Below are 12,062 nucleotides of genomic sequence, written 5' to 3' on the forward strand. Positions count from 1 at the left end.
AGTGAGCGCTCACCGCGTGTGTTAGAAGCCCAATTCGTCCAGTAGATCGTCGACCTGATCCTGCCCGGTCACGATATCAGGTGCATTGTCCTTCACTTGCGGCCCATTCAAAAGCTCTTCGTTACGCCGTGCATTCTCGTTTTTCCACTGATCCTCGGCCTTGCGTTGCATCGTTTCTCGTGCCTGTGCACCAGGCACGTTGTCGATGAGCACCTGAACCAGCTGATGCTCGATCTCACGGATGACGTCCATCATCTTCTTGATGACCTGGCCGGTAAGATCCTGGAAATCCTGCGCCATCATGATTTCCATCAGCTCCTTGTTGGTCGCCGCTGCCATATCCGGCACGCTCCCCAGATAGCTACGGGTATCCTTGACGAGCGCCTTGGCCGCGTCCAGTTCCTGGGGCGCTTCAAACCACTCAGCCCAGCGCTTGTCCAGCGACTCGGCCTGATCACTGAGCTGATCCTGCAGGGGCTGGGCCCGGTCAATCGCATTCAACGACCGATCCGCCGCCTGCTCAGTCATGGTGGCCACGTAGTGCAACCGGTCACGCGCATCGGGTATCGCTTCCGCCGCTCGCTCGATTTCCTTATCCAGACCCAGCTCGCGCATGTTGTCCCGCAACATGCGTGTCAGCTTGCCGACGCGATGAATCAGATCTTCGGCGGCCTCTTCGGACAGTTGGGTAGAACCGGACTGCTCATTCTGGCTCATGATGCTCTCTCCTCGTAATCCAGGCCCGCAGGCCTCGCCGCGTTACTTACCCAATTTTTCAAAGATCTTATTGAGCTTTTCTTCAAGGGTGGCGGCGGTAAACGGTTTCACCACATAGCCATTCGCACCCGCCTGGGCCGCCGCGATGATGTTTTCTTTCTTGGCTTCCGCCGTCACCATCAACACCGGCAACTCTTTCAAGGCGTCATCCTGGCGGATTTCCTTGAGCATCTCCAGGCCATCCAGATTGGGCATGTTCCAGTCGGACACGACAAACTCAAAGCTACCGGCGCGCAGCTTGTTAAGCGCGTCCTGTCCGTCTTCAGCTTCTTCGACGTTGGTAAAACCTAGTTCTTTCAGCAAGCTGCGCACTATCCGGCGCATCGTGGGGAAGTCATCCACCACCAAAAAGCTCATGTTCTTGTCTGCCATGGGGCTATCCTCTTATCAATTGAAGCGGGTTAAAATTCTTCCCAGTCGTCCTGCTCGGCGGGCGATGACGCACGGCGGCTGGGTGTCTTGGATGATGGTGTCGGGGCTGGAGCAGCCACCGCTTTAGAGGCTGCGCTTTGCGCACTGGATGGCGACTGAGCCATCTGCATGCCCACCAGCTTGAACACGGCCACAGCTTCCTCGAGGCGGTTGGCCTGTTCTTCAAGCGAAGAGGCGGCCGCCGTGGCCTGCTGCACCAGCGAGGCATTCTGCTGGGTGACCTGATCCATCTGGCCGATGGCCTGGCCCACCTGCTCGATACCGTCGCTTTGTTCCTGCGATGCTGCGGAAATTTCGTCCATGATATCAGTGACGCGGCGCACCGCGTTGACCACATCGGACATGGTGGTGCCGGCCTGCTCGACCAGCGTCGAGCCCTGCTGAATCTGGGTAACCGAATTATCAATCAGACCCTTGATTTCCTTGGCAGCATCGGCACTGCGGCTGGCCAGGTTGCGTACCTCGCCAGCCACTACCGCGAACCCGCGCCCCTGCTCGCCCGCACGGGCGGCCTCGACCGAGGCGTTCAGCGCCAGAATATTGGTCTGGAAGGCGATGGAATCGATAACGCTGGTGATGTCCGCCACTTGCTGCGAGCTTGAGGAAATGCCATGCATCGTCTCGACCACCTGCTGCACCACATCGCCGCCACGCTCAGCAGTGGAAGACGCTTCCGCCGCCAGGGTGCTGGCCTGGCGCGCATTGTCGGCGTTCTGCTTCACCGTCGCGGTCATCTCTTCCATGCTGGAGGCGGTTTCTTCAATGGACGCCGCCTGCTGTTCGGTACGCGACGAGAGGTCGGCGTTGCCGCTGGCAATCTCCCGGGTGCCGTGGTGAATCTCGCGACTGCCGTCACGCACCCGTCCCACGATATCGTTGAGGCTTTGCTGCATACGCTGCATGGCGGTATATAGCTGACCAACCTCGTTTTTGCCGCCGCTCGGGATCGAGGTAGTAAGATCCGCATCGGCAATGGTGTTGAGCGTCTTCACGGCCTGGTTCAAGGGCCGCACCACCACGCTGCGCAGCCCCAGATAGATCAGCAGTACCAGCACCAGAGTAAACGCCAGAATCGCCCACTCGATGAGGCGGTAGAAGCGGTTGATCTCGTCGAGTTCTTGTTGCAGCGCATCACCACGGGCAGAGGCGTAGGTCATGAACTCGTTCAGTGCCGCTTCCTGCGCCTCGGCGACGGGGGCCATCTCGCGACGCAGGTTGGTGAAACTCGAGGTATTCATTTGATCCAGCGCCTCGGCCTGCTGGCGGGACAGATCGATTACCCTGGCAAACACCGTATCAATTTCTTCGCCCAGGGCGGCGCCGCTTTCCGTACGCGGCACGGAGGAGAAGTTATGCAGCCGCTCTTCGGCGCGATCGATCTGGTCGACGGCCGCCGACAGACGCTCGTCGGCCTGCTGGGCCCGGCCCAGCATGAAGTCATTCGACGCCACTTCCAGGTCGACCAGCGCGCCGCTCCAGAGGGCATCCGCCCGGTTGATTTCGTTAAGCTGATCCACGTTGATGCGCTCGAGCGTTGTGAGCGTCTCCTCCGTTGCCTGTTCGGCAAACGCACTCATCACCACATTGATGATCATCGCCGATACAAACAGGAGAAGCGCGACGACGACGGCCGCATTGACACTCAAGTTGCGTAACATCTGGTTCATGCCATTCCCTTACAGCCAAGACTGTTCTTTGTTTTCGTTGTGTGCGTGCGTTATCGCCTGTGGTTACACCCGCTGTGCCCGTCCGGACGACGCAATCAGTGACATCAGACGCTCGGGGATTTCATCCAGCGATGTGACGTCGGCGGCGCCCCCCATGGCGATCGCCTCGCGGGGCATCCCGAAGACCACGCAGCTCTGCTCGTCCTGGGCAATGGTCGCCGAGCCGGCCTGACGCATTTCCAGCAGCCCGGCAGCCCCGTCTTTACCCATGCCGGTGAGAATCACCCCGATGGCATTTTTACCGGCCTGGTCGGCCGCCGAGTGGAACAGCACGTCCACCGACGGGCGGTGGCGGTTGACCGGCGGCCCGTCGTTGAGACGCGCGACATAGTTGGCCCCGCTACGCGCCAGGGTAAGGTGTTGATCCCCCGGAGCAATATAGGCGTGCCCGGGCAATACGCGCTCGCCGTCGCTGGCTTCCTTGACGGTAATACGGCACAGGCGATCGAGCCGCTCGGCAAACGACCGGGTAAAGCCACCGGGCATGTGCTGGGTGATCAGGATCGCCGGGGCATTGGCTGGCAGTGGTTCGAGCACGGCGCGGATGGCTTCGGTTCCGCCGGTGGAGGCGCCGATGATGATCAGCTTTTCACTCGACACCATGGGAGCTTTCAACTGGGCGGGCGGCGGGGTGTTCTTGTGCCGGGCCTGACGCGGGCGCGAACGCGCCGCAGCGCGCAGCTTTTCGGCGATCTCGTTGGCGTAGTCCATCATGCCGCTGCGGATACCCAGGCTGGGCTTGGCCACGAAATCCAACGCCCCCAGCTCGAGGGCGCGCAGGGTGATTTCTGAACCGCTCTGGGTCAACGACGAGACCATCAGTACCGGCATCGGCCGCAGCCGCATCAAACGCTCGAGGAAATCCAGCCCGTCCATGCGCGGCATTTCCACATCCAGCGTTAACACATCCGGGTTATGCTGTTTGATAAGGTCGCGGGCGGCGATCGGATCCGGCGCCACCGCCACCACTTCCATATCGGGCTGGGAGTTGATGATTTCCGTCAACAGATCACGAATCAGCGCCGAGTCGTCAACGCATAGTACTTTTATTTTGGCTGCACTCAAGGCACGCCTCCTTTACGTCCGTCAAGCTCTCTGCTGCGCGAGCCCGTTGAGTTGGCCATCCGCCCGTCGTCGTTGGACACGTCGATAATTTATCGGTTGGCAAGGGTATACACCGTCTGACCACGCAGCTTGAACGCATCACTGATGTAGGAAAAATTCTCCGAATGACCTGCAAACAGCAGCCCGTCGGGCTTGAGCAGGGGAGCGAAGCGTTTCAGTATTCTAGCCTGCGTTTCTTTATCAAAATAAATCATGATGTTACGGCAAAAAATTACGTCAAAAGGGCCTTTAACGGGCCACTGGGGCGCCAGCAGGTTCATGGGCATGAACTCGACCAGCGACGACACTTCAGGGCGCACCCGGGCAAGGCCCAGATGATTGCCCGTGCCCTTCTGGAAGAAGCGCTTGACCCGCGCTTCGTCCAGCTTGCGCACCTGCTCCTGGGGGTAAACACCACGGCGCGCCTTGTCCAGGGCTTCGGTATCGATATCGGTGGCAACGACGCTGGACTGGGCGGCTCGCCCGCCGAGTGTTTCAAGCAGCGTCATGGCAATCGAGTAGGGCTCTTCGCCAGTGGACGCCGCCGAGCACCACACCGATACGGGCTCTTGCTTGTGCTTGATATGTTCTGCCAGTAGCGGGAAGTGGTGCGCCTCGCGGAAAAACGCCGTCAGATTGGTCGTCAGCGCGTTGGTAAAGGCCTCCCATTCCTTGGCGTCCGGATGGCGCTCAAGGCGAGCCAGGTAATCGCCAAACCGCGTCATTCCGTGATGGCGTAGCCGTTTGGCCAACCGGCTATAGACCATTTCGCGCTTGTGTTCGGCCAGCACAATGCCAGCGCGCTGGTAGATCAGCTCGCGGACACGAGTAAAGTCGGCATCGGTCAGCTCCAGATCACGCTCGATTTGGCTGCCGGAGGCCCATTGGCCGATGTCGGCACGTGCAGGTTGCTCGGTCAAAATATATGCCACTCCTTCACAAAACCTTGGCCCGCGGCGTCAGCCCACGGGATAAATGCACGACAAACCGCCGAAAACAACCGACGTCTGGACTGAAAACACGTCGTGGGGGTGGCACGACGTGCCCCGTAGCGATCTTATTGTTGCGCTTCACTGTCTTATCGGCCTGAACCCAGGCCACTTGAGCATTTCCACGGGTTTCTTGCTGCCTTAAAATTCTTCCCAGTCGTCTGCGGTTGCTGCGACCGCTGGCGCTGAATTGGCAGCACGGCGAGGCGCCGGCGCCGGCAATGAGTCCGAGGGCGGCGCGGCACGCCTTGTCGGCGCCGCTGGCGCTTCGGCGACCTGGAAGCGCTCAACGGCCTCGCGCAGCCGCCCCGCTTCGCTTTCCAGCTCGTTGGCGCTGCGCGATGCTTCCTGAACCAGGCCTGCATTCTGCTGAACGACCTGCTCCATTTGGGCCACGGCCTGGTTGACCTGACCAATACCGTTGCTCTGCTCTTCAGAGGCCGACGCAATTTCATCCATGATATCGCTCACCCGCTGCACGGCAGCGACGAGATCCTGCATGGTCTGGCCCGCCTGATTGACGCGCTGCGTGCCAGCATCGACCTTGCTCAGCGACGCATCGATCAAGGTACGAATTTCCTTGGCCGCATTGGCGCTGCGACTGGCCAGGCTGCGTACTTCCTCGGCGACCACGGCAAACCCCCGGCCATGTTCACCGGCTCGCGCCGCTTCCACCGAGGCATTAAGCGCCAGAATATTGGTTTGAAAGGCAATATTGTCGATCAGGGTGATGATATCGGCGACCTGATGCGAACTGGCGCTGATATCTTGCATGGTCTCGACGATTTCGCCGACTTCCTCGCCGCTGCGGCGCGCGGTCAGGGTGGCGTCCCCGGCCAGTTGGCTGGCCTGGCGGGCATTGTCGGCGTTGTGGCTGACCGTCGAGGCGAGTTCCTCCATGCTGGAGGCCGTCTCCTCCAGTGAGGAGGACTGCTGCTCCGTACGCGACGACAGGTCGTTGTTGCCGCTGGCGATCAGCTGCGAGCGCTCATAAATCGACGTTCCGCTGGTGCGTACCACGCCTACGGTGTGCGATAGCGACTCCTGCATATGCGCCATGGCGATATACAGACGGCCGATCTCGTTGTTTCCCGGCGCGACAATACGCTGATTGAGATCGCCCTTGGCCATGCGTTCGAAATAGCCCACCAGGCTGTCCAGCGGGCGCAGGACATTGGCCGCCACCCCCCAGACCACGATGATCACCGTGGCAATGGTGACCACAACCACGCCCACCAACACCCAGCGGATCTGTGCGGCAAAGGCGCTGAACGCCTGCTGCTGGGAAGCGGCGTCGCTGTTCTGGACAATCTCGGCACCATGGTGCAAAGCGTAAAGGCCAATGCCACAGGCCAGCAGCACCATGGCCGAAAACGTTGCCAGCACCAATCCCCAACTCAGCCGGACAGTCATGTTGTTCATTACCTGACGTATTATCTGGGCCACTCACCGATCTCCTCGCTATCTGCTACCCACCCCATTCACTGACGGATGGGCGACCAAATCATCATGCACCGTTCCCTGTGCCGCCAACCGTCCGTCTTAGTGGTGGCTTGCGCTATCTACCAGTGCCATCTCTTCACTGGTCAGCAACTTGTCGATATCCACGATGACCAGCATGCGATCTTCCAGACTGCCCAATCCGCTCAGGAAGTCGGACGACAGCGTGACGCCGAACTCGGGCGCTGGTTTGATCTGGTCGGGTTTCAGCGTCATCACGTCGGAAACGCCATCCACCACGATGCCCACAACTCGATCCGCCACGTTGACCACGATGACGACGGTCTGCCCGCCGTACTCGACGTTTTCCAGGTGGAACTTGATGCGCAGGTCAACGATCGGCACGATCACACCGCGCAGGTTGGTCACCCCTTTGATAAAGTCAGGCGCGTTGGCAATACGCGTGACGTTTTCATAACCGCGGATTTCCTGCACCTTCAAAATGTCGATGGCATATTCTTCATCGCCCAGCGAGAACACCAGAAATTCACGATTATCTGCTTCAGTCGCGAGGATCGCGCCATTGTTTGCTTGGCTCATGACGGTTCAGACTCCTTGTAGAAAGACATTGTTTGTGTGTTGGCCGGTTTGCCGGCCTCTTTTTTTGCCCGGTTTAACCGATGCAGGCCGGAAATATCCAGAATGAGCGCCACGCTGCCATCGCCGAGAATTGTTGCCGCCGATATGCCGGGCACCTTGCGATAGTTGTCTTCCAGGTTCTTGACCACTACCTGCTGCTGACCAATCAGTTCGTCCACCAGCATGGCGTAACGGCGTCCTTCGCCCTGCACGATGACCGCGATGCTCTTGGTCGGGTCGGTAATCGCGTCTTCAACGTCCAGCACTTCGTGAATGGCGATCACCGGCAGGTATTCATCGCGCACCTTGAGCACGACATCGTCTCCCGCCATGGCGTACATGTCGTCCTTGTCGGGCTGCAACGATTCCAGCACGGTGGACAGCGGCAGGATGAAGGTTTCGCTACCCACCTTGATCGACATACCGTCCAGAATGGCCAGCGTCAGCGGCAATACGATGCTGGTGATGGTGCCTTCGCCCTTCTTGGACTGAATCTCGACCCGGCCACCCATGCCCTGGATGTTACGCTTGACCACGTCCATACCCACGCCACGTCCCGACACATCGGTGACTTCGTTCGCCGTGGAGAACCCCGGTGCGAAGATCAGCTGGAAGACGTCTTCATCGGTCATCGTATCGGAGACGTTCAGCCCGTTATCCCTGGCCTTGGCAAGTAGTCGATCACGGTCAAGGCCAGCACCATCGTCACGTACCTCGATCAGGATATTGCCGCCCTGATGACGGGCGGAAAGCGTCAATTTACCGGTGCGCGGCTTGCCGATCGACTCGCGCACGTCGGGCATTTCGATGCCATGATCCAGGCTGTTGCGCACCAGGTGGGTGAGCGGGTCGGTAATCCGCTCCACCAGGCTTTTATCAAGCTCGGTGGACTTACCCTCGGTAACCAGTTCGATCTCCTTGCCCAACTTGCCCGCGGTATCCCGCACGACGCGCGGAAAGCGGCTGAACACGAACTCCATGGGGATCATGCGGATCGACATGACCGACTCTTGCAGGTCTCGGGCGTTGCGCTGCAGCAAGCTCATGCCATTCTGCAGGGAACTGTTGCCTATCGACTGGTCGTCCAGGTCGCTCACGGTCTGGTCGAGCATCGACTGGGTAATGATCAGCTCGCCGACCAGGTTGATAATCTGGTCGACCTTATCCACCGACACGCGAATGGACGACGACTCGGCTGAGGCTTTCTTGGCCTTGCCCTTGGCCGGCTCATCACCGGCAGCTGCCTTGTCAGGCGCCGACGCCTTGGTGTCAGCCGGGGCTTTTTGCGGCTCCGCCGGGGCTTTTTCCTCAGCCGGCGCCGCGGCTGGCGAAGGCGCGGACGCACTGGCGTCGTCGCCAGCAACCTGCTGAATATCGATCTGGTCGGGCTCGATAATAAAGCACATGACGGCTTCAATATCTTCGGCGCTCACGCTGCCGCTGAGTGTCACCTCGTAACGCTTGTCATCCCCCGACTGGGACTGAATATCACCCAGCTGCTCGAGCTCTTCGACGAGCAGAATCCGGTCTTTCTCGTCGACGTTGATCAAAGCGACTTTTAAGTGCCCGGCGGCGGTCGTGGCGGCGGCCTCTTCCTTCACGGGCGCCGCTTCCGCGGGCGCCTCCTCGGTCGGCGCAGGGGCGCTCGTCATGGGCGCGGTGTCAGCGGCCACTTCCAGCGACGTGCCGATCTCTTCCAAGGCGATTTGCTGCAGCGTCTGACAGATCCGCTCGTAGGTTTCACGATCGGGCTCTTCCTCGTTGCGGTAGGCGTTGAGTTGCTCGTGCATGATATCTTTGGCCTCTAAAAATGTATCAACGAGGTCAGCCCGCAACGTTAGCTCCCCTTTGCGCGCATAATCCAGAAGGTTCTCGAGGATGTGTGTTGTCTTTTGCAGCACGCTGAGCCCGAAGGTGCCGGCGCCCCCCTTGATCGAATGGGCGGCGCGAAAAATGGCGTTAAGCTGCTCGCTGTCAGGATCATCTACATCCAGTTCCAGTAGATGCTGCTCCATGTCCGCCAACAGCTCTTCGGCTTCTTCAAAAAAGGTGTCAAAAAAATCAGCTATATCCATGCACCATCCCCTGCCTTCACGTAAAAGTATGATCGCCAACGCCGGGTCATTCGGCGTTGGTCGCTTCTTGTTCCAAGTCTGGTTGTTCCTGATTACTCGCTGGCACGTCTTCGTCGGGTGCCTCGGTGACCTCTTCCGCCGTTTCGGATAACACCGTGGAGATGTCCGTCTCCATCACCACCGGGTTGCGGATTGCCTCGGCGATTTCAGGGAGCAGGATAACCATTTCGATACGCCGGTTAATCGGGTCGTCAGGGTCAGTGTCGGGCAGCAGCACCCTGTCTGCATAGCCGGAAACGCGCAGCAGTTGATCCGGGTCAAGCCCACCGGCAACCAGCTCCCGGCGGGAGGCATTGGCACGGTCGTTCGACAGCTCCCAGTTGCTGTAGCCTCGGTAGCCTCCCGCATAGGGAACATTATCGGTATGGCCACCAATACTCAGGTCGTTGGGCAGCTCATTGAGCAACGGCGCAATGGTGCGCAACAGATTGCGCATGTAAGGGGCCACCTGATCGCTACCCAGTTCGAACATGGGTCGCTGCTCGGTATCCAGCACCTGAATGCGCAACCCCTCGCGGGTCAGATCAAAGCGCAGTTGGGAGCGTAGTTCGCGCAGCTCGGGATCGAGCTCGATGGCCCGCTCGATGCGCTCCTGCACGTCCATGAAAAAGCGCCGTTCCTGCTGACTTGGGCGCGTCGCCTGTTTCAGGTCAATCCGTGCCCGCTCGCCATCGCTGTGAGTGGGATCCGGGCCACCGCCAGGAATGGCGCTGGTGCTTCCGGAGCGATCACCGCCGGTGATGGCTGTCGTCAGCGGCGTGCTGAAATACTCGGCAACCCCTTGACGCTCTTCTTCGCTGGAAACGCTGAGGATCCAGAGCACTAGAAACAGCGCCATCAGGGCGGTCATGAAGTCAGCCAGAGCAATTTTCCATGCGCCACCGTGATGCGCATGTACGACCTTTTTGCGCCGAATGATGATCGGGCGCTTATCCCCCGCCGTACTCATGCACTACCAGCCTTTTTCGCGTCGCGTACGTAGTCTTCCAGTTCGTTGAAGGTGGGGCGCTCTGCGCTGTGCAGAGCCTTGCGGCCGAACTCCACGGCCAGCTGCGGGGCATAGCCGTGCAGGCTTGCCAGTAGCGTGACGCGAATGCACTGGAGCATTTTTTCCGCTTCCTTGGCCTGCCGATCGATAGTGCTTGAGATCGGGCTGATGAAGCCATAACCCAGCAGAATACCCAGAAATGTCCCGACCAGGGCATGGGCAATCATTTCGCCCATCTGCTCGGGACCCGCATCGGCGTAGGTAAGCGCCTTGACCACTCCCATCACCGCCGCCACGATACCGAAGGCAGGCATGGCATCACCGACCTTGGCAATGGCATCAATCGGAATGTGCGCTTCCTGCTCGAACGCCTCGATTTCGTGGAGCATCAGCTCGTCGATTTCCATGGGCTCCATGCCGCCGCTGACCATCAGACGCAGATAGTCGGTGAGGAAGTTCATGATGTGCGGGTCAGCCAACACCGTCGGATGCTCTTGAAAAAGCGGGCTTTCTTGGGGATTGTCGATATCCCGCTCGATGCCCAGCATGCCTTCGCGACGCACCTTGGACAGCAGCTTGTACTGCAGCGCCATCAGCTCCATGTACATGCTCTTGTTGTACTTCTTGGTGCGCTTCAGCTTGGGCATGATCTTGAAGGTGGCCTTGATCGCCTTGCCGTTGTTGGAGGCAAGAAAAGCCCCCACCCCGGCACCCCCAATCATCAACAGCTCAAGAGGCTGGAACAGCGGCCCCATGCTGCCGCCTGCCAGCACATAGCCACCAAATACCGAAAGCAATACGACGATGTAGCCTAAGAGGATCAGCACAAGTAGTGTCCTTCACTATTTCAATGGTCGGTAACGGAACCAGCGGGATACCGTTACATCAAAGCGTCATGTCGTGTTCGACGCTGGTTTACACATTTGCCGCGTCTTGCCTGCCCGGGATGGCGGCTGGCAGATCCCGCAGACATAGTCCTGCTGCGGACTATGCGCGTGGGCAACAAAGCGCCCGCCGCAGCGCGTACACGGTGTCAGCTGAAGCAGATCGCTCTCAAAGAATCGCACCAGTGTCCATGCCCGCGTCAGCCCCAGCACCGGTTCAACCTCTTCGACATCAATCTGCTCGCCGTAAAGCCGATAGGCCTTCACAAACGCATCAATGCGTTCACAGCCGGCTTCATTCACCAGGCTAATGTAGATGTTGTAAAACAATGAAGAGTGAATGTTGGGCAGCCAGGTAATGAACCAGTCGGTTGAAAACGGCAGCATGCCTTTTGGCGGTGACATTCCTCTTACTTCTTTATAAAGCTTGATGAGGCGCGTACGGCTCAACTCCGTCTCGGTTTCCAGCACCTGAAGCCTGGCCCCGAGTTCGATCAGCTCAATAGCGAGCTGCACCTGATGCATTTCGTCTACCAAGCTTTTCTGGCTCACGAGCTATCCTCCGGCGGCATCGATTCGTACCCCTCCCCCGCCAGCAGCAAGGACGCATGCAGGCTGGCAAGCCCCTGGTCGCGCGGATTGTTGATAACCTGCTGCAGTCGCTCGGCGCCTGTCTGCCCAAACCGGCAGATCAGCTGGTTGGTTCGCGCCAGCTTCGTGAGCTGTCGTGCGTTGAGCGATACGAGCATATCCGCCAGCTCGCCGTCGATTTTGAGACGGAACATGGCGGCTTCACGGTCTTCGCTCAACAGGCGCTGGGCGAGCAGCAAGTACGCTAAATTGATTTCCTGTATTTCATCTAAAAAGCTGGTTTGACTCATATTGGCCTATCGAACGACACAGGCGCTTTTATTACCGTTGTACTCGCGCCATGAATGACTTTGTAA

At 59.2% G+C, this 12,062-nt stretch carries 12 protein-coding genes; all 12 read right to left on the bottom strand.

Annotated features, from left to right (window positions below):
• Positions 1-21: 21 nt before the first annotated feature.
• Positions 22-717, bottom strand: a complete 696-nt coding sequence (cheZ, locus tag QC815_RS10040) for a protein phosphatase CheZ (RefSeq protein WP_230447633.1) — start codon at positions 715-717, stop codon at positions 22-24.
• Positions 718-759: 42 nt separating this feature from the next.
• Positions 760-1,149, bottom strand: a complete 390-nt coding sequence (gene cheY / locus QC815_RS10045; protein ID WP_230447632.1) for a chemotaxis response regulator CheY — start codon at positions 1,147-1,149, stop codon at positions 760-762.
• Positions 1,150-1,178: 29 nt separating this feature from the next.
• Positions 1,179-2,876 carry a methyl-accepting chemotaxis protein gene (locus tag QC815_RS10050; RefSeq protein WP_230447631.1) on the bottom strand — a complete coding sequence of 566 codons (1,698 nt, stop codon included), beginning with the start codon at positions 2,874-2,876 and terminating at the stop codon, positions 1,179-1,181.
• A gap of 63 nt (positions 2,877-2,939) precedes the next feature.
• Positions 2,940-4,001 (bottom strand): protein-glutamate methylesterase/protein-glutamine glutaminase, encoded by a 1,062-nt coding sequence (locus tag QC815_RS10055; RefSeq protein WP_230447630.1) that lies wholly within the window; start codon positions 3,999-4,001, stop codon positions 2,940-2,942.
• A gap of 89 nt (positions 4,002-4,090) precedes the next feature.
• Entirely contained in the window at positions 4,091-4,960 is an 870-nt protein-coding gene (locus tag QC815_RS10060) for a CheR family methyltransferase (RefSeq protein ID WP_230447629.1), read from the bottom strand.
• 210 nt (positions 4,961-5,170) lie between these two features.
• Positions 5,171-6,451: a methyl-accepting chemotaxis protein gene (locus tag QC815_RS10065; RefSeq protein ID WP_309768342.1), complete on the bottom strand. Its 1,281-nt coding sequence runs from the start codon at positions 6,449-6,451 to the stop codon at positions 5,171-5,173.
• A 120-nt stretch (positions 6,452-6,571) separates the two neighbouring features.
• Positions 6,572-7,069: a chemotaxis protein CheW gene (gene cheW, locus QC815_RS10070; RefSeq protein ID WP_230447628.1), complete on the bottom strand. Its 498-nt coding sequence runs from the start codon at positions 7,067-7,069 to the stop codon at positions 6,572-6,574.
• Positions 7,066-9,183: a chemotaxis protein CheA gene (gene cheA, locus QC815_RS10075; RefSeq protein WP_230447627.1), complete on the bottom strand. Its 2,118-nt coding sequence runs from the start codon at positions 9,181-9,183 to the stop codon at positions 7,066-7,068. Before cheA ends, cheW begins: the two co-directional genes overlap by 4 nt.
• 46 nt (positions 9,184-9,229) lie before the next feature.
• Positions 9,230-10,192 (bottom strand): flagellar motor protein MotB, encoded by a 963-nt coding sequence (gene motB / locus QC815_RS10080; protein WP_230447626.1) that lies wholly within the window; start codon positions 10,190-10,192, stop codon positions 9,230-9,232.
• Positions 10,189-11,058, bottom strand: a complete 870-nt coding sequence (motA, locus tag QC815_RS10085; RefSeq protein ID WP_230447625.1) for a flagellar motor stator protein MotA — start codon at positions 11,056-11,058, stop codon at positions 10,189-10,191. Before motA ends, motB begins: the two co-directional genes overlap by 4 nt.
• Before the next feature lie 66 nt (positions 11,059-11,124).
• Positions 11,125-11,667 (bottom strand): flagellar transcriptional regulator FlhC, encoded by a 543-nt coding sequence (flhC, locus tag QC815_RS10090; RefSeq protein WP_230447624.1) that lies wholly within the window; start codon positions 11,665-11,667, stop codon positions 11,125-11,127.
• Positions 11,664-11,996, bottom strand: a complete 333-nt coding sequence (flhD, locus tag QC815_RS10095; protein WP_230447623.1) for a flagellar transcriptional regulator FlhD — start codon at positions 11,994-11,996, stop codon at positions 11,664-11,666. The genes flhC and flhD overlap by 4 nt, the downstream gene beginning before the upstream one ends.
• Between the last annotated feature and the right edge of the window lie 66 nt (positions 11,997-12,062).

Origin of the sequence: Vreelandella gomseomensis (assembly GCF_031451645.1) — a bacterium.
Lineage (GTDB): Bacteria > Pseudomonadota > Gammaproteobacteria > Pseudomonadales > Halomonadaceae > Vreelandella > Vreelandella gomseomensis.

Excerpts from the sequence above, each read along its gene's own strand:
- QC815_RS10050 (WP_230447631.1), bottom strand. The coding sequence starts at position 2,876 with ATGAACCAGATGTTACGCAACTTGAGTGTCAATGCGGCCGTCGTCGTC.
- cheZ (WP_230447633.1), bottom strand. The coding sequence starts at position 717 with ATGAGCCAGAATGAGCAGTCCGGTTCTACCCAACTGTCCGAAGAGGCC.
- flhD (WP_230447623.1), bottom strand. The coding sequence starts at position 11,996 with ATGAGTCAAACCAGCTTTTTAGATGAAATACAGGAAATCAATTTAGCG.
- motB (WP_230447626.1), bottom strand. The coding sequence starts at position 10,192 with ATGAGTACGGCGGGGGATAAGCGCCCGATCATCATTCGGCGCAAAAAG.
- cheY (WP_230447632.1), bottom strand. The coding sequence starts at position 1,149 with ATGGCAGACAAGAACATGAGCTTTTTGGTGGTGGATGACTTCCCCACG.
- QC815_RS10065 (WP_309768342.1), bottom strand. The coding sequence starts at position 6,451 with ATGAACAACATGACTGTCCGGCTGAGTTGGGGATTGGTGCTGGCAACG.
- cheA (WP_230447627.1), bottom strand. The coding sequence starts at position 9,183 with ATGGATATAGCTGATTTTTTTGACACCTTTTTTGAAGAAGCCGAAGAG.
- cheW (WP_230447628.1), bottom strand. The coding sequence starts at position 7,069 with ATGAGCCAAGCAAACAATGGCGCGATCCTCGCGACTGAAGCAGATAAT.